Origin of the sequence: Hyphomonas sp. (genome assembly GCF_017792385.1) — a bacterium.
In the GTDB taxonomy this organism is placed as follows: domain Bacteria; phylum Pseudomonadota; class Alphaproteobacteria; order Caulobacterales; family Hyphomonadaceae; genus Hyphomonas.
Genome location: NZ_CP051230.1, coordinates 2,904,819 through 2,922,783 on the forward strand (window position 1 = coordinate 2,904,819; position 17,965 = coordinate 2,922,783).

23 protein-coding genes and 1 tRNA gene are annotated in these 17,965 nt (G+C 61.6%); 10 read left to right on the plus strand and 14 right to left on the minus strand.

Going from position 1 to position 17,965, the window contains the following annotated elements; translation table 11 throughout:
• Nucleotides 1–2: 2 nt before the first annotated feature.
• The 3 genes from HF955_RS14090 to HF955_RS14100 are packed head-to-tail and all read left to right on the plus strand — an operon-like array spanning nucleotide 3 to nucleotide 1,286.
• The gene (locus HF955_RS14090) at nucleotides 3–386 is read left to right on the plus strand and encodes an SUF system Fe-S cluster assembly protein (protein ID WP_027839991.1); all 384 of its coding nucleotides are present in this window, start codon (nucleotides 3–5) and stop codon (nucleotides 384–386) included.
• 35 nt (nucleotides 387–421) lie between these two features.
• Nucleotides 422–778, plus strand: coding sequence for an iron-sulfur cluster assembly accessory protein (locus HF955_RS14095; RefSeq protein WP_027839990.1), 357 nt, complete (start codon nucleotides 422–424; stop codon nucleotides 776–778).
• A 7-nt stretch (nucleotides 779–785) separates the two neighbouring features.
• The gene (locus HF955_RS14100) at nucleotides 786–1,286 is read left to right on the plus strand and encodes a DNA-deoxyinosine glycosylase (protein ID WP_291075918.1); all 501 of its coding nucleotides are present in this window, start codon (nucleotides 786–788) and stop codon (nucleotides 1,284–1,286) included.
• Between the two features lie 156 nt (nucleotides 1,287–1,442).
• On the opposite strand, the gene HF955_RS14105 is transcribed toward HF955_RS14100, so the two are convergent.
• The 6 genes from HF955_RS14105 to purC all read right to left on the minus strand — a co-directional run bounded on the left by HF955_RS14105 (nucleotide 1,443) and on the right by purC (nucleotide 5,540).
• Nucleotides 1,443–2,048, minus strand: a complete 606-nt coding sequence (locus HF955_RS14105; RefSeq protein WP_291075919.1) for a hypothetical protein — start codon at nucleotides 2,046–2,048, stop codon at nucleotides 1,443–1,445.
• Between the two features lie 93 nt (nucleotides 2,049–2,141).
• Nucleotides 2,142–2,654, minus strand: coding sequence for a hypothetical protein (locus HF955_RS14110; protein WP_291075921.1), 513 nt, complete (start codon nucleotides 2,652–2,654; stop codon nucleotides 2,142–2,144).
• 93 nt (nucleotides 2,655–2,747) lie between these two features.
• Nucleotides 2,748–3,554 carry a 1-acyl-sn-glycerol-3-phosphate acyltransferase gene (locus HF955_RS14115; protein ID WP_291075922.1) on the minus strand — a complete coding sequence of 269 codons (807 nt, stop codon included), beginning with the start codon at nucleotides 3,552–3,554 and terminating at the stop codon, nucleotides 2,748–2,750.
• 24 nt (nucleotides 3,555–3,578) lie between these two features.
• Nucleotides 3,579–4,181 (minus strand): TetR/AcrR family transcriptional regulator, encoded by a 603-nt coding sequence (locus HF955_RS14120; protein WP_291075924.1) that lies wholly within the window; start codon nucleotides 4,179–4,181, stop codon nucleotides 3,579–3,581.
• 141 nt (nucleotides 4,182–4,322) lie between these two features.
• Nucleotides 4,323–4,568 carry a phosphoribosylformylglycinamidine synthase subunit PurS gene (purS, locus tag HF955_RS14125; protein WP_291075926.1) on the minus strand — a complete coding sequence of 82 codons (246 nt, stop codon included), beginning with the start codon at nucleotides 4,566–4,568 and terminating at the stop codon, nucleotides 4,323–4,325.
• 198 nt (nucleotides 4,569–4,766) lie between these two features.
• Nucleotides 4,767–5,540 carry a phosphoribosylaminoimidazolesuccinocarboxamide synthase gene (gene purC, locus HF955_RS14130; protein WP_291075928.1) on the minus strand — a complete coding sequence of 258 codons (774 nt, stop codon included), beginning with the start codon at nucleotides 5,538–5,540 and terminating at the stop codon, nucleotides 4,767–4,769.
• A gap of 172 nt (nucleotides 5,541–5,712) precedes the next feature.
• Between purC and HF955_RS14135 the strand changes: the two genes are divergently transcribed.
• Entirely contained in the window at nucleotides 5,713–6,039 is a 327-nt protein-coding gene (locus HF955_RS14135; RefSeq protein ID WP_027839983.1) for a DUF1476 domain-containing protein, read from the plus strand.
• Here the strand turns inward: HF955_RS14135 and HF955_RS14140 are convergent.
• The 3 genes from HF955_RS14140 to HF955_RS14150 all read right to left on the minus strand — a co-directional run bounded on the left by HF955_RS14140 (nucleotide 6,023) and on the right by HF955_RS14150 (nucleotide 9,002).
• Nucleotides 6,023–6,778 (minus strand): family 16 glycosylhydrolase, encoded by a 756-nt coding sequence (locus HF955_RS14140; RefSeq protein WP_291075930.1) that lies wholly within the window; start codon nucleotides 6,776–6,778, stop codon nucleotides 6,023–6,025. The two genes, HF955_RS14135 and HF955_RS14140, sit on opposite strands and share 17 nt — an antisense overlap.
• A 317-nt stretch (nucleotides 6,779–7,095) precedes the next feature.
• Nucleotides 7,096–7,698 (minus strand): 5-formyltetrahydrofolate cyclo-ligase, encoded by a 603-nt coding sequence (locus HF955_RS14145; protein ID WP_036263483.1) that lies wholly within the window; start codon nucleotides 7,696–7,698, stop codon nucleotides 7,096–7,098.
• Between the two features lie 290 nt (nucleotides 7,699–7,988).
• Nucleotides 7,989–9,002 carry an esterase-like activity of phytase family protein gene (locus HF955_RS14150; RefSeq protein WP_291075933.1) on the minus strand — a complete coding sequence of 338 codons (1,014 nt, stop codon included), beginning with the start codon at nucleotides 9,000–9,002 and terminating at the stop codon, nucleotides 7,989–7,991.
• 193 nt (nucleotides 9,003–9,195) lie between these two features.
• Here HF955_RS14150 and HF955_RS14155 point away from each other — a divergent pair, with 193 nt between their 5' ends.
• The 3 genes from HF955_RS14155 to HF955_RS14165 all read left to right on the plus strand — a co-directional run bounded on the left by HF955_RS14155 (nucleotide 9,196) and on the right by HF955_RS14165 (nucleotide 10,560).
• Entirely contained in the window at nucleotides 9,196–9,660 is a 465-nt protein-coding gene (locus HF955_RS14155) for a helix-turn-helix domain-containing protein (RefSeq protein ID WP_291075935.1), read from the plus strand.
• Between the two features lie 129 nt (nucleotides 9,661–9,789).
• A tRNA-Gly gene (locus tag HF955_RS14160) sits at nucleotides 9,790–9,864 on the plus strand.
• A 165-nt stretch (nucleotides 9,865–10,029) separates the two neighbouring features.
• A complete protein-coding gene (locus HF955_RS14165) occupies nucleotides 10,030–10,560 on the plus strand; it encodes a flavin reductase family protein (RefSeq protein WP_291075936.1) in 531 nt (176 codons plus the stop codon).
• 25 nt (nucleotides 10,561–10,585) lie between these two features.
• Here HF955_RS14165 and HF955_RS14170 read toward each other — a convergent pair whose 3' ends face one another.
• The gene (locus tag HF955_RS14170; protein ID WP_291075938.1) at nucleotides 10,586–11,404 is read right to left on the minus strand and encodes an SDR family oxidoreductase; all 819 of its coding nucleotides are present in this window, start codon (nucleotides 11,402–11,404) and stop codon (nucleotides 10,586–10,588) included.
• A gap of 169 nt (nucleotides 11,405–11,573) precedes the next feature.
• On the opposite strand from HF955_RS14170, the gene rpsD reads away from it, so the two are divergent.
• Together rpsD and HF955_RS14180 are read left to right on the plus strand one after the other, a co-directional pair.
• On the plus strand, nucleotides 11,574–12,191 hold the full coding sequence (gene rpsD / locus HF955_RS14175; protein ID WP_291075940.1) for a 30S ribosomal protein S4: 618 nt from the start codon (nucleotides 11,574–11,576) through the stop codon (nucleotides 12,189–12,191).
• A gap of 76 nt (nucleotides 12,192–12,267) precedes the next feature.
• Nucleotides 12,268–13,095 (plus strand): PPK2 family polyphosphate kinase, encoded by an 828-nt coding sequence (locus HF955_RS14180; RefSeq protein ID WP_291075941.1) that lies wholly within the window; start codon nucleotides 12,268–12,270, stop codon nucleotides 13,093–13,095.
• Nucleotides 13,096–13,113: 18 nt separating this feature from the next.
• Here the strand turns inward: HF955_RS14180 and HF955_RS14185 are convergent, their stop codons facing one another.
• The 3 genes from HF955_RS14185 to HF955_RS14195 all read right to left on the minus strand — a co-directional run bounded on the left by HF955_RS14185 (nucleotide 13,114) and on the right by HF955_RS14195 (nucleotide 15,772).
• Nucleotides 13,114–13,764, minus strand: a complete 651-nt coding sequence (locus tag HF955_RS14185) for a DUF2807 domain-containing protein (protein ID WP_291075943.1) — start codon at nucleotides 13,762–13,764, stop codon at nucleotides 13,114–13,116.
• 20 nt (nucleotides 13,765–13,784) lie between these two features.
• Nucleotides 13,785–14,708, minus strand: a complete 924-nt coding sequence (locus HF955_RS14190; protein WP_291075945.1) for a DUF2807 domain-containing protein — start codon at nucleotides 14,706–14,708, stop codon at nucleotides 13,785–13,787.
• A gap of 98 nt (nucleotides 14,709–14,806) precedes the next feature.
• Entirely contained in the window at nucleotides 14,807–15,772 is a 966-nt protein-coding gene (locus HF955_RS14195) for a GlxA family transcriptional regulator (protein WP_291075947.1), read from the minus strand.
• 66 nt (nucleotides 15,773–15,838) lie between these two features.
• Here HF955_RS14195 and HF955_RS14200 point away from each other — a divergent pair, with 66 nt between their 5' ends.
• Nucleotides 15,839–16,543 (plus strand): DJ-1/PfpI family protein, encoded by a 705-nt coding sequence (locus HF955_RS14200; RefSeq protein ID WP_291075949.1) that lies wholly within the window; start codon nucleotides 15,839–15,841, stop codon nucleotides 16,541–16,543.
• Here the strand turns inward: HF955_RS14200 and rimO are convergent.
• Nucleotides 16,525–17,880 (minus strand): 30S ribosomal protein S12 methylthiotransferase RimO, encoded by a 1,356-nt coding sequence (rimO, locus tag HF955_RS14205; protein WP_291075951.1) that lies wholly within the window; start codon nucleotides 17,878–17,880, stop codon nucleotides 16,525–16,527. The two genes, HF955_RS14200 and rimO, sit on opposite strands and share 19 nt — an antisense overlap.
• Nucleotides 17,881–17,965 lie beyond the last annotated feature (85 nt).

Below are 17,965 nucleotides of genomic sequence, written 5' to 3' on the forward strand. Positions count from 1 at the left end.
GCATGGCAGATGACATGACCTCTCACGACATGATCGACGTGTCCGGTGAAGCAGAGCCGTCCAAGATCCCTCAGGACGAGCTCAACCGGATTACCGACGATCTGATCACCGCGTTCAAGACGGTGTTTGACCCGGAAATCCCGGTCGACATCTATGAACTCGGCCTGATCTACAAGGTCGACATTGATGATGACCGCAAGGTGGACATCGACATGACTCTCACCGCGCCGGGCTGTCCTGTGGCGGGGGACATGCCGGGCTGGGTGGAAAACGCCGCGCGCACGGTCGACGGCGTCGAAGATGTCGAGGTGCGCCTGACCTTCGATCCCCCCTGGGACCCGTCGCGCATGTCTGATGAAGCCCGCCTTGCGCTGAACATGCTTTAATTGAACAGGAACGCTTTCGTTCCTATCTTGGTGACATGGCCAGACGACCCAGACCCAAACCCGTGAAACTCTCCGACGCCGCAGCAGCGCGCGTCAAGGAGATCATGGAAGAGAAAGGCGCCGGATATCTTCGGGTCGGCGTGAAGAATGGCGGCTGCGCCGGCATGGAATATGTCATGGACTATGCCACCGCCCCCGAGGCGCTGGATGAGGTGGTCGAGGACAATGGCGTCACCATCCTGATCGACGCGAAAGCCGTCCTGTTCCTGCTTGGCAGCGAAGTCGACTACGAGGTGACGCCGCTGCACGAGAAATTCGTATTCAGGAATCCCAACCAGACCGATGCCTGCGGCTGCGGCGAGAGCGTGACAATCATTCCCGCGACTGCCTGATCGTCTGGTGGGCGCTGAAGGAATAATTCAAAGCTTCGACCCGATTGTCGGTCCGGGTGCCCGGGTGCTGATTCTTGGCAGCATGCCGGGAGTCGCATCGCTGGAGGCTGGCCAATATTATGCTCATCCCCGAAACGCATTCTGGCAGATCATGGGTGACCTGTTCGGCGCCCACCCGGGCCTGCCATATGAGACACGACGGTCGATCCTGATCGATCAGGGCGTGGCGGTCTGGGATGTGCTGAAACATTGTCGCCGGGAAGGCAGTCTGGATTCGAAAATTCGGGACGAGATCCCGAATGATTTCAGGAAGCTCTTCGAAATGCATCCGGGCATCTCGCGCGTCCTGCTGAATGGTGGCACGGCGGCGCGCTGCTACAAGAAGTATGCCGGTTCACTTCGTCCAGGTCTGGCGACCGTCCTTGTGCCATCAACGAGCCCCGCCTACGCTGCGATGCGGTTTGAGGAGAAGCTCGGTCGCTGGCGGGCGGCTCTTTTAGACATGTAGCCTGACTCCCATTGCTTTTGACACGTCTGGGGGCGCGCATTTCCCGGAAGCTCATGTATCACGAGGACCATGTGACCTTTGTGCGTCAGGGAAGATGTCTATTGACCGCATTGGTCAGCTGATGCGTCCGGGTTTGCCGTGGAATAAAGACTCACATCAGAGATTTGGCTCAAGATGAGTGTTTTTAAGAGATTCGAACGCGGACGGATCAAATTTTCCACCATTGGTGACCGGACAGAACTTGGCGAATGCAACAAAGGTGTCATCTACGACCGGCAAAGCCAGGTCGCGGCGCTTGCCTTTTACTTTCAGGGAAACGGCATCACCCCGAACGACGGAGTTGTAGATTCGATTTGGCACTTCACGGTTCAGTGGCACCAGTTTTGTCGATTTCGCGTGGTAAGCGTAACGCTCGGGATATTTCTTGCCGTCAATCTCCATGATTCCGGAAATGTGGTGGAACCGGGGGCTCCGGTCGGCATTGTCTTCATACGTGTTGTCCGGATCCAGCTGTACACTGAAATTCAACGCCTTGACCCCCGTGGTCGTCATTTGACAGCTTAGCTGTATCGTCGGGTGTCCACCACCTTCGGCCTTGATGATGCGGATGAGGCTCTTGAAATTTGGATCATTTCCTGCGTCGGAACTGTCGACGCTGATCAATTGGTCCGGTTGCTGGACCCATATCCGATCGGGAGTATCCGCGTGCCCCGAGGCAGCCGTCACGATCATGACGGCTGCGGGGATCAGGTGTTTGAACATGTTGCCATTCCTCGAGTTTGTTGACTCGAAGAGGGCACGACCCTTGATCGGGCGTCAACCCTTAAACGAACGCTTCTGCACGGAAAGCGGGGATTATTCGCTGGTGGCTGCGCGTGCCTTCATGCAGGTTTTGGCAAACGCCTTGAATATGTCATCGGGCTCCGGAAGCGTTGTCGTGACATCTTCTGCATGGTCGACCGCCACGGTTACGGCTTCGCCCCTGATCACTGAATTGTAGATGCGGGCAGCAGGCGTGTGGGCACCGATTTCAACGACCTTGTTGGCGGGCGAGTACCGGACTGTGGTCTCGACCGGATCGGCCTGGCCGGTTGAAATGGTTGCGGTTTCGCCGCGCTTGTAGGTCGCGTGCATATCCAGCTGATCCGAAATGTTGCCCGCTTTCAGCGACAGGATTGCCGACAATTTGCCGGACTTGTCGCACACCAGCACGGCGCCTGCTCGATCATCCGTGTCTGTCAGCACGGCGCGTGGCGACGCTTCATCCAGACCTTTCCAGACCTTCCAGCCTGTTGCCGAAGCAGGAAGTACGGCGGTTGCTGCAGCGCCCGCGATCATACCGACAACAGCGAGTTTCTTGATAGTCATAATGCTCAATCCCGATTTGCCCCCGGGATCACCTGAGAAATTATCGATTATCAATAATTGCCGTTTTTGTAAAGCCGCAATTCGCCTGTTCGTTCACGGGCGGCCGTACGCGGCGAGGTCTTCGACCGTGGGTTTGGCCTCCATGCCCTTGGGGGGGTCGGGAATAAGGGTTGCGAGTTTCGCCGGCTGGCCGGTTGCCTCCGCCACCAGGTCTGCTGTCCGGCGTTCCACCGTTTCGGTCAGCTTGGCCATGAAATCCTGTTTCGGCAGCGCAGGATCAAGTGCCGGCAGAAATTCGATGATGGCGGTGCCGGGGGTCTTGTCCCGCTCCTGCTGGCGCCAGAACAGGCCGATATTGGTGGCGACCGGGATGACCGGCACGTTCATCGCCTGCGCCATGTGCCACACGCCCGGCTTGTAGCGGAAATGGTAGCCGACAGGTGCAAGATGGCCTTCCGGATAGATCAGCACGCGCTGGCCGTCCTCGCGGGCGCGCGTCATGCCTTCCTTCAGTGATGCAGCCTTTCGTTCGCCGCCGCCGCACGTGTCGATGACGATGGCGCCAAGCTTGCGCAGAATACCGCCGACCAGAGGAAATTTCTCAAGATGGTCCCCTGTTACAAAGGCGAGGTTCCTCACTTCCGGATAGACCAGAAACCCGTCGCCCCAGCTTTGATGCTTGGCCGCGAGAATGAAGGGGCCCTCCGGAAGATTGTGCCGCCCACGGACTTCCTTGCGGATGCCAGCGACAAACCGCAGATTGAGGTTCATGGCGCGTGTGTAGCTGCGGATGATCCCGCGCACCGGGCCACGGCCGGGCAGCGCGAGAAATGGCAGGGACGCCAAAACGTAGATGACGGACAGGGTGTAGTAGACGAAGGTGAAGACGACTCCGCGCATGGGCGAATTCCTTTCCCGGATGTTCTACGAATTCAGGACACACAGCACGGCGCGTGATAGCGCCTCGGCGTGTTGGGACAGCGGGCCGGGCAGGCGGTTGTAGATCTTGTTCTGGCCAGCCTGCATGACCACGCCCAGCGCCATGGCGGCCTTGAGGGCGGGATCACCGCGGGGAATGTGCCCATCGGACATGAGCCCGGCGATGATCTTTTCCGTGATCGTGACCGGGTCGTCGTCGCGGCGCTTGTCATAGGGCAGGAAGCGGTTCAGCGACACGAGATGGAATGAGAAGAGGAGAAAATCCTCATCGGCCAGCTCGCAATAGGCCGCCACGGCGGCGTGAACCTTCTGCTCCAGCGTGCCCTCGCCCGACAGGGCTTCGGCCATCATCGTCCCGAGACGATTGTGGGTCTCCATGAAGAGGGAGAGCGCCAGTTCGTCCTTGCCCTTGTAGTGCCGGTAGAGTGCGCCTTCCGACACGCCTGCCTTTTCTGCGATCTCGCGGGTCGTGGCGGCGTCGACGCCTTCATGAATGAACAGTTTGAGGGCGGCACGCTCGATCTTCGGCCGGGCATTTCGGGCGCGCGGGCGCGGTTTCGACTGATCGGTGCTTGACGGTCTCGGCATTCGGCTCTCCATGAGTATGGAGGCAATATACGTAATTCCACGGGAATTTGCAAGTGATTACTTGCTCACTATCTTCGGAGTGCCGTATCCTGCAGGAAGTCCGGTCGATCCGGCCAGAAGGCCGGAAGTTCAGGGGAGTGGTCAGCCGACCAGTTCGAACCGATAGCTTTCGATCACCGTGTTCGCGAGCAGTTTCTCGCACATTTCCTTGACGCGGGTTTCGGCCTGATCGGAAGACAATCCGTCCTCCAGATCCAGCTCGATCACCTTGCCGATGCGCGCGGCTTCAACTTCCTTGTAGCCCATGCGTGCCAGCGTATCCGCAACGGCCTTGCCCTGCGGGTCCAGGACACCATTCTTCAGGGCGACGTGGACAATGGCTTTCATGAGAATCTCCTGCGCAGTCTGGACCGGGCCCCTTTAGCCCGGTTTCAGACCGATTGAAACAAGCTGACGGCGTATGCCATCGCGATAAGCACACAAATGGCCGCCAGTACCGGCATCAGGCGCGGTCGGCTGCCGGTCCGGGATCGGGGGGCTTTGGGCATCTGCATGTCTTCCGGAATATGCTGTGTCAGCGAACAGCTATTTGCCGCCATTGAAGCTGACCACATTGTCGGTCTCTCCGGACTCCTTGAGGATGCCAAGACGGCGGGCCACTTCTGCATAGGCTTCGGTCACACCGCCGAGATCGCGGCGGAACCGGTCCTTGTCCAGCTTGTCTCCGGTCTCGAAATCCCAGAGGCGGCAGCTGTCGGGGCTGATTTCGTCGGCCAGGAGAATGCGGGGCACTTCGCTGTCGCCCTCATAGTGGCGGCCGAATTCCAGCTTGAAGTCGACCAGCCGAATGCCGACTGCGGCGAACAGGCCGGACATGAAATCATTGACGCGCAGCGACAGGGAGATCAGGTCCTCATATTCCTGCGCCGCAGCCCAGCCGAATGCGGCGATATGTTCTTCGGTGACCAGCGGGTCGCCGAGCGCATCGTCCTTGAGGTAGAATTCCACCATCGGGCGCGGCAGGACCTGGCCTTCCTCGATGCCAAGCCGTTTCGACAGCGTGCCGGCGGCGACATTCCGCACGACCACTTCCAGCGGGATGATGTCGACCTTCTTGACCAATTGCTCGCGCATGTTGAGCCGGCGGATGAAATGGGTCGGGATGCCGACGGCTGACAGCCGGGTCATCATGAACTCGCTGATGCGATTGTTCAGCACACCTTTGCCATCCAGAACGGCGCGCTTCTGGGCATTGAAGGCGGTCGCGTCATCCTTGAAGTACTGGATGAGTGTGCCCGGCTCCGGTCCTTCATAGAGGATCTTCGCCTTGCCCTCGTAGATTACGCGCTTCTTGCTCATGCGGACAGGCCTCCTGCTGAATCGGGATCGCGGCAACAGGAATCGTTTTCAGCCACCCCGGAAAACGCAGTCTGTTACGCCAATCCGCTCAAAGAAACAATTATTGCGCACACCTCAGGTCAGCGCCTATATGCACGAATCGAAGACCACCGTTCAGAAAGGCCATTTCACCATGAGCACATTTGATGATCGCGAGCGCGCAGAAGAGGCCCGCTACGCTCTGGACCAGGAAACCCAGTTCAAGGTCATGGCCCGCCGCAACAAGCTGCTCGGCCTGTGGGCGGCAGACCTGATGGGCCTGACGGGCTCGGACGCCGAAGCCTATGCGAAGACGGTTGTCCTGTCGGACCTGGAAGAGCCGGGCGATGATGACGTGTTCCGCAAGGTGCGCGCGGATTTCGACACGGCGGGCATTGACCGCACGGATGCCCGCATTCGCGAGCAGATGGCGGAATTGCTGCCGGTCGCCCGCGAACAGGTCCTCAAGGACTTAAAGTAAGCAGGGCCAGACCCATGCCGCCCGGCTTTGCGGTCGGGCGGAAACTGTCGTGACAGGCCGGGCCATCCTCATTGACCGGTGTGAACGACGCACACTCCACGATGGTTGACGTGCCGGACGCGAAGTCGGGTTTGCCATGCCAGGCCTGCATTTTCTGGGTGCCGGTCCAGTGGCTGAAATACAGGCGGCCGGCATGCTGGGGGATGTGCGGATCGTCCAGTTCGGTCGTGTAATAGGCCTTGCCATCCACATACCAGGTGATGCGGTCGGGCTGCCAGTCAAACGCATAGAGATGCGGCGCGGCCGAGGCATCGAAGGGCAGGTCGAACGTGGCGTGGTGCCCCTTCCGGCCATTGCGCCAATAGTTGAAATGTACCTTTGACGTGTCCTTGCCGAGGAATTCGATGTCGATTTCGTCGTGCGGATTGCCTTCATAGGGGCCGGTATAGGTGAAGAAGGCCGATACGAGGCCGGACCCCTTGCCGACCTGCATCACGGCTTCATAGCGGCCATATCCCAGACGCTGGCGGGACCGCACTTCCGCATTCGACACGTCCCCATTGCCGCGTTCGACGGCCAGATGGGTACCGTCCGATGTCTCGCGGACGTTTTCCGGGGCCCAGCGGCCGCCATAGAAATCATGTCCCCCCTGCGATTCAGACGCCCAGAACTCGCGCTGGATGCCGGATACGGCAGTGTTGGTGAGGAAGCCCTGGCCGGACTGCGCCAGTTGCGCCACCGGCGGCGGATTGCCGGCAGGGCGCGTCGGCCGGACTTCAATCGGTGCGATCTCCGTGCGACCACGCAGCGAGACCGATGCTTCGGTGACGGGATAGTAAATCGCGCGCGCTTCGGAGTCAGGCGGGCTGACCGACTGGCCGCCGCTTGCCCAACATGCCAGGCCTGCAAGGACTGCTGCAGAAACGGTAAAAACGGGTATGGCGTCCAGAACTGAGACAGTTCCTGCGCCTTTGATTAACCTGACTAACCCAGAACGAGACATTTCTTTACCTTGCGTTTACCTTCGCAGGCAAATTCGCAAGAGCCAAGCCGGTTTCAGCTGCTGGAACTGGTATCTGTCAGGCTTTTCATGTTTCGCATCATGAAGAGGGGGACCGAGCCGATAGGTGTCACCGCCCAGTCGAGCGGCTGATCGTGCGGTTCGCTGGGCACGGTTTCGATCTGCTGGGCCGGATAGGCCAGCGCGCAGGCAAAGGCCCGGCCCCTGGCGCGCAGTTTCTCGAACGCCTTGTCATAATGGCCCTTGCCGTAACCCAGCCGGTTGCCCATCCCGTCAAAGGCCAGCAGGGGCGTCAGGATCAGGGTCGGCTCTGCCAGGGGCGCATCGGCGGAGGGTTCCGACAGGCCGAAGGGCCGGCGCTCCAGCGGTTCGCCGAAATGCCATGACCGCCAGGTCAGCTCTCCGGAGTCCTCGATGCGCGGCAGGCAGAGTTCGGCACCGGCCTGCGCAAGGCGCTTCATGAGCGGTGCAGGGTCCAGCTCTTCATTGATGGCGACATAGCCTGCCACGACGGGCCCGTAGCGCTCCAGCAGCTTCATCGGAAATTGGTCGGCCAGCGAGTCGGCGGCATCCGGATCCCGCGCGGCCGCTTCAGCGCGCAGGGTTCGCATTCGGTGTCGCAGGTCGGTCTTGTCCATCGCAGGGCCCCATGCCGGATTTGGGTCGGCGCCAGGCAGCGGCACCTGGAAATTCGCGCATGAAGACCGCGAGCGCCGCGGGGCATATTCACTCCCGTCAACCTAGAGACTAGGTGGGCGCCGGGTGAGCCCGGACCACGGTCCGAACCAGAATGCCAGCTCCCTGACGGAAATTAAGGTCGCCGGAGATCAGTCCGTCGCAAACGCCACAGCCTTCATGCTGGATCGAGATGTAATCTGCTGCCCCTGCAATTGTAAGGGGGGAGCGCGCAGTCAGATGTGGATTCGCGTCAGTGGGCTTCTCCCACCAGGTCGAAGGCGTAGAGCAGGGTTCTCTGGCGGCCTGAGAAATTGTCATCCGAGACCAGCCAGAGCCGGTGCGTGGCGTCTGCCAGCGTCTCGACGGTGATGCCCTCGAAATTGTCGACCGTCATTGGGGCGGCCAGGCGAAACAGGCCGCGGCGGCTCGAGCCGCCGGCATCGGTGTACTCGGCCTCGACCGACAGCCGGTTGCCGAAGACGGGATTGTAGTCGCGCCGGAGGCTGTAGACCACCGAGCCGGCCGTTGCGGCATCTCCCAGCGTGATCCGGTTGGTCATGCCGACCAGCGGGCCACCAAAGCCGGGCTTGATGGCTTCGCGAAACGAGATGACCGGTGCCTCCGCCGAGAGGTTCACCAGCGGGGACCGTCCTTCGACAAGCTGTTCATAGCCCGCCAGCAGGCCCTCACCGGCTGACAGGGCCTCGGCGCCGGAATTCTCCCTGATCTCGGTGTCGTCGATCCGGTCCGGAAGGTCGGCCACCGGGGCAGCGCGCGCGGCAGCGCCGCATTTGTCGAGATCGAAGGCCGCAATGCGGTGGCGGCGTTCGAAGCTGACAAAGGCGAGACCGTGCTTGACGGCGAGGCCTTCGGAATCGCCATCGCGTTTGCCGCTCAATTGGGACCCGTCCGGACCCAGCATGTAGCTGAACGCTCCGGTCCCGTCCGGCGCGTCATCCGTCAGGCCGATCCGGACAAAGGCACCCATGTCGGTGATCGCCAGCAGGGATCCATCTTCAAGGTGTTCCAGCCCGGACAGCCCGCCAAAGCCCGCATGATCTGAAGTCAGGGCCCACCCGCCGACAAAGCGTACTCCGGGCGGAAGCCGGCCCTGGCCGGCCCGGTCGGACAGGGCGACCGGTTCGGCCGTGATCTGGATACGTTTCGGCGCAATGTGCTGCGTGCCTGGCGGGCAGGACAGCGCGCTCAGCCTGTCCGGTGCGGGCAGGGCTGAGGCGGGCGCGGTGGTCTGCGCAGAATTCATCGCGTCCGCGGCCTTGCGGGGCGCCGTACAAGCCGCCAGCGCGCCCGCTGTCAGCGCGAGAAAAGATACTTGAAGTAAGGTCCGCATGAATTGGTCTCGCCGCTTGAAGGTGGAAGTCTCTTTTGAGCGAAATTTTGCGGCAGGAATAGGGAAGGGTCTGGATTTAGAAAGCGAACCCATCCAGACAGGAAACATGTCCCAGATTCCTCTCGTCCGCCGCTCACCCGTTCCGACCGAAGCCTGCAATCTGGCACGCGCGATCGATTTGATCGGCGACCGCTGGACGCTGCTGATCCTGCGTTCGGCGCTCTACGGTGTGCGCCGATTCGACGATTTCCAGTCCGAACTGGGATGTCCGAGAACGGTCCTGTCCGGCCGGTTGAAAAAGCTGGTCGATGCCGGCCTGCTCACCAGGAAGTCCTACAAGGCGCCCGGCAAGCGTGCCCGGCCGGAATATGTCCTGTCTGCGACGGGGCTGTCTTTGCGGCCCATCCTGATCGGCCTGACACAATGGGGCGACGCCTGGCTGGGTCAGGGAGAGGCCCCGCCCATCAGCTTCACCAAGGCCGGATCCAAGAGCGCGATCCGGGCCGCTTTTGTCGATGTCGAGGGCCGGGAAGTGCGTCCGGACCAGATCCGCGCCGTGCTGCGCGGATAGGTATTCACAGGTCTCTCGCCGCCGCAGAAGAAATTGTGCAGTTTCGCCGTTTTTCCGGCTTGCAAAGGCCGGGCTGATGCGCTTTATCACGCCTCTCGGCGGAGACGCCGTGAATACCCCAATAAGGATGCGGGCGTAGCTCAGGGGTAGAGCACAACCTTGCCAAGGTTGGGGTCGTGAGTTCGAATCTCATCGCCCGCTCCAATTTTCAGTGCAAAGCCAGCCTCGTTTCGACGCGTCATTCCGCCATGGGATTGACCGATACTGTGCGCTCACAGACAAGACCATTGCCGCGCGCCGTGCACATTCTACTATTGGTCTGCCCGGCAGGCCGATGTGGCTGACCCGGCAAGGATGAAAGAATTGATGATGACTGACGAGACCCGACCCGCCCCCGACGCGGCGCCCCTGCGCCAGCGCTTCCTGGAGGGGATGAGTCAGGTGGCTGCCACGGTGACGGTCATCACGACCAATGGTCCGCAGGGGCGCGCAGGCACAACGGCCACGGCGATGTCCTCTGTCAGTGCCGATACGCCGAATCCCACACTCCTTGTCTGCATCAACGAGATGTCCTCACTGACGCCGATCCTGCTGGGCAATGGCACTTTCTGCGTCAATGTCCTGAAAGATGACCAGGCGCTGATCGCCGATGTGTTCGCCAGCCGGATGCGTGACACGTATCCCGACAAGTTCGATTGCACCGACTGGGCTCCGGGCCGTTTCGGGCAGCCGGTCATTGCCGGCGCGCTGGTGGCCTTCGAGTGCAAGCTGGTCTCGCACAATCAGGTCGGCACGCACCATGTATGCTTCGGCGAGGTGGTGGACGCCGTGCTGGGCGACAGCGGCAATTCGCTGATCTATGCGAGCCGCGAATACCGCACGACAATCCGGCCAGACTGAGACGCGCCGGTCGCCACCCCTCGCGTCAGCGCGCGGTCATGGCGCCATCCACCACATGTTCCTGACCGCTTATATAGCTGGAAGCGTCAGAGGCGAGGAACAGGACGAGTTCGGCCACTTCCTCCGGTCGGCCGGCCCGCCCCATCGGACTGGACTGGGCGGCGATCATGTCGGCGTCCATCTGATTGGCACCTGAATGTGCGGTCAGCGCTGCGATCCGGTCAGCGTCCATGGCTTCGGTCATGCGGGTGATGGATTTCTGCCAGATGGGCGTGTCGATGATTCCCGGATGGACCGAATTCACGCGAATGCCGGTGCCAAGTTGCGCGCACTCGACCGCGGCGGCCTTGGTGAACAGGCGTACGGCTCCCTTGGATGTGCAATAGGCGCTGGCGCCGGCGGCGCCCCGCAGGCCGGCAACGGACGAGATGTTGATGATGGATCCGCCCCGTCCGGACATGGCGCGCATGGCGGCCCGCGTGCCGAGAAACACGCTGTCGACATTGACCGCCATCTGCAAGCGCCAGTCTTCGAGCGAATAGTCGGCCAGGGCGCCAGCGATGGCGATGCCGGCATTGTTGACGAGAATGGATGGCGCGCCGAATGCGGCTTCTGTTTCGGCAAAGACCGTGTCCCAGGCGGCTTCATCCACCACGTCCTGATGCCGGGTCGTGATGCGCCCGCCGGCGCTGTCGACGAGACGTGCGGTCTCCGTCAGGCCGTCGGTGTCGATATCGGTCGCCATGATGGCCGCGCCCTCGCGCGCCAGCACCTGGGCACAGGCCCGTCCGATGCCGCTGCCCGCTCCGGTGATGATGGCCACCTTGCCGTCGATCTGTCCCATAGTCATTCCTCCCTATATATGCAGCAGGTGTAGCAGCAGACCGGCTTGACCTGCCACCGGTTTTGGGGTTTACCCGCCGCCTTGATACGGGATGGTGCAGAGCCGCCGTTGAAATCGTGGGTGCGAATGAGCGTCACCCACCGGCCTGCGTCGACAATGAGGTACTACCATGTCTCGTCGCCATAGTGCGAAGTACAAGATCGACCGTCGCGTCGGTGAAAACATCTGGGGCCGTCCGAAGTCCCCCGTCAACAAGCGCAATTACAAGCCGGGCCAGCATGGCCAGAACCGTCGCGGCAAGACGTCCGACTTCGGTCTGCAGCTGATGGCCAAGCAGAAGCTGAAGGCTTATTACGGCGACATCACGGAAAAGCAGTTCCTTCGCACCTATGAAGAAGCGAACCGCATGAAGGGCAACACGTCCGAGAATCTGATCGGCCTGCTGGAATCGCGTCTCGACGCCATCGTCTATCGCGCGAAATTCGTGCCGACGATCTTTGCGGCCCGTCAGTTCGTCAATCACGGCCACGTCATGGTCAATGGCCGCCGCTGCAATATCGGGTCCGCCCGTCTGAAGCCGGGTGACGTTGTCCAGGTTCGAGAAAAGTCCCGCAACATGGCGCTGGTCCTGGAAGCTCTCGGCAGCGCCGAGCGCGACATTCCGGAATATGTGGATGTCGATCCGAAGGCGATGTCGGCCACTTATGTTCGCGTTCCGGAACTGGCTGACGTGCCGTATCCGGTCCAGATGGAACCGGCCCAGGTGGTCGAATTCTACTCTTCCTAAGAGTTCCGGATTTCTTGTTCTTTCCGAAAAGCCGCGCCAGACTGGTGCGGCTTTTTTCATTGGAGATTCTGCCTGCATGAACATTCCCGAGATTGCCGATGTCCGCGACCGCCTGATGGCGCGTCCCGGTGACCCCTTTTCCCTGGCGGCCCGGCCCACGCGCGATCCCGTCCTGTTCGATGACAAGGCGGACGCAAAGACCAGCCTGAAGAAGGATGCGGCGGTCATCAATGAGCTGAAGGACATGCTCTACGCCCACAAGAAACAATCCGTTCTGGTTGTGCTCCAGGGCATGGATACGGCTGGCAAGTCCGGTACGATCCGCAATGTGTTCGCAGACACGACGCCTCTGGGCATGGAGGTGAAGGCGTTCAAGGCCCCCAGCAAGAATGAACTGGCCCGGGACTATCTCTGGCGCGTGCACAATGCCGTGCCGAAGAAGGGTCATGTCGGCATTTTCGACCGCTCGCACTATGAGGATGTTCTGGTGGTAAAGGTGCGCGGCTTTGCCAGCCCCGAGGATGTCGAGCGCCGCTACGACCAGATCAACGCCTTCGAGAAGCATCTGACCGAAAATGGCGTGGTCATCGTGAAATGCATGCTGAATGTCGGCTATGAGGAACAGGGGGTGCGCCTGGCCGAACGCCTCGTCGAGCCGCACAAGCTGTGGAAGTTCAATCCCGGCGATCTGGACGACCGGCGGGACTGGGACAAGTTCATGGCCGCTTACGAGACCGCCGTTGAGCGGTGTTCGACGCCGCACGCGCCCTGGTATGTCGTGCCCTCGGACAGCCGCACCCGCCGGAACGCAATGATTGCCCGGCTGGTGCGTGGTGCGCTGGAGGACATGAATCTCGACTGGCCGAATCCCGGATTCAAGCCGGAAGATTTCGACATCGGCTAGGTCGGGGAACCGGCCCGGCTAGCTGCCATGGAATTGTGTGGAGCCGCCACTGATCGACTTGTTGGCCGAGCGATCGGACGGATTGCCGTAGATGTCCACGCTGCCGCCGCTCGAGGTCCGGCTGCTGGCGGATTCGCTGGCGCGGGCTGAAACGGATCCGCCACTGCTGGCCTTCGCCTTGACCGTGTCGCAGGCGAGCCCCTTGGCATTGGCGCTGCCACCGGATGACGCCTTGATGGTCAGGCTGTCGCACTCGCCGTGCACGGACACGGCTGCGCCACTGGACACGTCGATCTTCATGGCACCGGCAGCGACGCCTTCGGCCAGGAGGGAGGAGCCGGAACTCGCTTCGATCTCGGTCAGCTCCGGTGCGGTGACGGTAAACTTGACCCGGACCTTGTTGCCCCAGCCCTTGGTCGACTTGCGGGACAGATAAAGACGATCGCCATCAAGGCGGACTTTCACATCGTCGGGCCCACCGCGATCAAAGTCGGCAGTGATCGAATATTCCGGCGCGCGGATGAACTTGACTTCCACACCGGCGGCCACGTCCAGTTCGTCGAAGCCGGACAGCTGGTAGACCTGCGTCGTGTCTGCGGAGGCCGTGAACAGGGTGGCGGACAGCGCCAATGCGGCGAGGCTTGTTGCAAGGATGACGGGCTTTGTCATGGTCGGGCTCCTTCGGGGGATCAGGATTTGATGGAAATGTCGCCGCCGCTGGATTCGCGGACGTCGCGATCGGCAGGGTTGCCACGAATGGTGATGTCACCGCCACTCGACGCCGAGGCCTTGACCGACTCGGTCACGCTCAGGGCGATGTCGGCACTGCTGGACGCCTTGATGTCGGCGCTGTTGCAGGTCAGGTCACGGCCCTCGATATCGGCGGAGGAGGAGGCGAACAGTTTGATGCGCTCGCAGGTGCCGCTGAGCTCGAGATCGGCGCTGGAGGAGGCCTCCAGATAGACTTCGCCAGTCTGCTGCAGGTCCAGTTCGACATCCGCGCTGGAGGAGGCGCTGATGCGGACCTGATCAGCTGAGATGGCGCGCGCCTTCACATCAGAACTCGACGCGGCATCAATGGTCAGGCGGGTGGCTTCCAGATTTTCCGCGTCGATGTCGGCCGATGAGGAGGCGTCGATGTCGACACGGCCCGCACGTCCGGAGACGGACAGGTCCGCGCTGGACGAGGCCGCGAGGTCGAGGTTGTCGGACGCGAGACCCGAGGCCGTGACCATGGCGGAACGGGATACATCAATGGCAGCGAGAGACGGTGCCGTGATGCGGACAGTGTAGGAGGGCACGCGCTTGCCATTGACCTTGGCACGCAGGATGCCCTTGTCGAAATCGGTCGAGAGGTTGGACCGCCAGCCGCGGCCAGCGCTCTTGCGATCGATCCAAAGCGTATCGTCACGGGTCTCGATCTGGATGTCGGAAAAGTCGCCTTCGGCCTGGTCGACGGTCACGCGGGTGTCGGATCCAGTTTCGAAAACGACCATGATGGCCTCGCTCACATCCAGTCTGGTGAAGGTATCGGCTGGATAATCCCGGGTTTCCGCCAAGGCTGGCAGAGCGGCGAGGGACAGGGCGGAAAGGGATATCAGTGCGCGGTGCATGTGAGCCTCCAAAAGCGTTAAGGCCACTATGAATTATCGAAATACGATATGTCAATCGTTGTTTTTCGATAAAATTCAGGTGCCTGCACCGTCCGGTGTCAGGACTGCCTTTGACGGCGCAGCACCATGGGGGGCTGCCCATACGCCCGCAAAAAGGCCAGTCTCATCCGGTCCGGATCGCCAAATCCGGTGGCTTTGGCGATTTCCTGCAGCGATGCGGTGGAGGTTTCCACCCGGTGGCGAGCAGATTCGAGCCGCAACTTCCCGATCAGGCGGGCAGGTGATGTGCCCGTCTCGGCCTTGAACACGCGGGTGAAGTTCCGCGGGCTCATGCCGCAGCGCCGGGCCAGGGCGTCCACGCCAAGGTCTTCATCCAAATGGGTTTGGACCCAGGTGAGGAGAGTGTCGAACCTGCCCGAGGCGAGTCTGACTTCCTGCATCACGGAGAATTGGCTCTGCCCGCCATGGCGCCTCTGGTGGACAACCAGTTCGCGGGCTGCCGCCCCGGCAATGTCTTCGCCGAGATCGTCCTCGACCAGGGCCAGCGCAAGATCGATCCCCGCCGAGATGCCGGCAGAGGTCCAGAATTTGCCATCCCGCACATAGATCCGGTCGGCTTCAACCTGAACGGCGGGAAAATGCCGGGCCATGTCCGGGCAACGCCGCCAATGGGTCGTGGCCCGGCGGCCGTCCAGCAACCCCGCGGCAGCGAGCAGGATCGCGCCGGAACACACCGAAGTCGTGCGCCGCGTGCGATCTGACAGGGCACGGATGTCTGCGAGCAGGGTTTCATCGTGCATGGCGGCGCGCGTGCCCTCGCCGCCGGACACGATCAGCGTGTCCAAGGCCAGCCTGTTCGGGATGGGCGCTGTCTGGACGAGAATGCCGCAGGAGGCGCGCACTTGCCCGCCCTCCCGTGAGTAGACTGTCAGGGCATAGGGCGGTGGGGCGATGCCGCGCATCGGCATTTCGAACACGGTCGACGGGCCGGCCATGTCCAGCAGCTGGAAATCCTCGAACACCAGCAGGCCAATCTCGCGGGAGGGCGGTTTGTCGGAAAACAACGGAAATCTGTCCTTTCAGCCAAATCCCTCCTAGGCAAAACTGGCAGGGCAGACAAGGAGGTCGCCATGTCCAAACCGTTCAGGACCGTTTTCGCCATCTATGATGACATGACCCATCTCGATTTTACCGGACCGCATCAGGTGCTGTGCCGGTTGCCGAATTCGGAGACAGTGGTCGCCAGCCGCGACGGAGGAGACGTGATCGCTGAGGGCAATCTCGTCATTGGGCGGACTGAGACTCTCGCGTCGATTGACCGGTGTGATCTGTTGTGTGTGCCGGGCGGCGTCACAGCAACGCAATGGGCGCTGGATGAGGCGTTCGTCGAGGAAATTCGGCGGCTTGGAGAGCGCGCAACTTATGTGACGTCGGTGTGTACGGGATCGCTCATCCTGGGGGCGGCAGGCCTGTTGCAGGACAAGCGGGCGGCCTGTCACTGGGCCTGGCGGGACCTGCTGTCCGAATTCGGCGCGATCCTTGATGAGGAGCGTGTCGTTCGTGACGGGAATATCTTTACTGGGGGCGGCGTCACGGCCGGGATCGATTTCGCGCTGACCATGGTCGCCGAGATCGCCGGGGACGCCTACGCGAAGGCGTTGACGCTCGGCTATGAATATGCGCCGTCACCGCCCTATCCGGGCGGCCGTCCGGAACTGGCGGAGCCTGAAGTGCTAGCGGCCTATCATGCCCGTATGGAAGGGCTGATGGAGGTGCGCCGTGCCGAGGCGAAGCAAGCCGGTGCGCGAATGCGCGCTCAGGCGGGCCGTCCGTAGAGGTCATATTCGTCGGCGTCTTCAATCGAAGCCGAAACAATGTCACCGGGTTTCAGGTGAGCCGCATCCTGAAGGTAGACCACGGCATCGACCTCGGGAGCGTCTGCCTTCGTGCGGGCGACCATCTCGCCAGGCGTGTCTGCCGGACCGTCAATGATGACGTCCTGCACGCTGCCCACCTGGGCGGCCGCACGGGCTGCCGAGATGTCAGCCTGCACCTCCATGAACCGGTGCCAGCGGTCTTCCTTGACCTCATCCGGCACGTGGCCGGGGAGGCCACGGCTGTCCGCATGGGCCACGTTTTCGTACCGGAAGCACCCCGCCCGGTCGATCTTCGCCTCGCGGATGAAGTCGAGCAGGATTTCGAAGTCTTCTTCGGTCTCGCCCGGAAACCCGACAATGAAGGTGGAACGGATGGCGAGGTCCGGCACGTCGCGGCGCCATTGCAGGATGCGTTCGAGCACTTTGTCCTGTTTGGCCGGGCGCTTCATGGCCTTGAGCACATTGGCCGAGGCGTGCTGGAACGGGATATCCAGATAGGGCGTGATCAGCCCGTCCGCCATCAGCGGTATCACGTCGTCAACATGCGGATAGGGATAGACATAGTGCATCCGGGTCCACACGCCGAGGCTGCCGAGGCCCCTGGCGAGATCCAGGAAGCGGGTCTGATATTCGGTGCCGCGCCACACTTCCGGCTTGTAGCGGACATCGAGGCCATAGGCCGATGTGTCCTGACTGATGACAAGAAGTTCCTTCACGCCGGCGCGGACGAGTTGCTCTCCCTCGGTCAGGACATGATGGATGGGGCGCGACACCAGATCGCCGCGCAGTTTCGGAATGATGCAGAAGCTGCAGCGATTGTTGCAGCCTTCTGAAATCTTCAGATAGGCATAATGGCGCGGAGTCAGGCGTAGCCCGCTTTCTGGGACCAGATCCATATGCGGATTGTGTGGCGGGGTCAGGTGTGTGTGGACCGCCTCCATGACTGCTTCGTATTGATGCGGCCCGGTAATGGCGAGCACTTTCGGGTGAGCCTTTTCAATCACGTCCGGCTCGGCGCCGAGGCAGCCGGTGACGATGACCTTGCCATTGGCCTCGATGGCTTCGCCGATCGCCCCCAGGCTTTCGTCGCGGGCCGAGTCCAGGAATCCGCACGTGTTCACCAGGACGAGGTCTGCGCCGGCATAGTCAGGCGCGATCTGGTATCCTTCCGCCCGCAACCGGGTGACGATGCGTTCGGAATCGACGAGGGCCTTCGGGCAACCGAGGGACACGATGCCGACTTTGGGCGTCTTTGCGGGCCGAATGGGTGCCGGGGCAAGGGATGAGGTGGTCATGGGCGGTCAGCTACAGGAAACAGGCACAGCTGCCTAGAAGGGAATGTTTCTGACGCAGGCGTGATTGGCAGTTGTTCCGAACCTC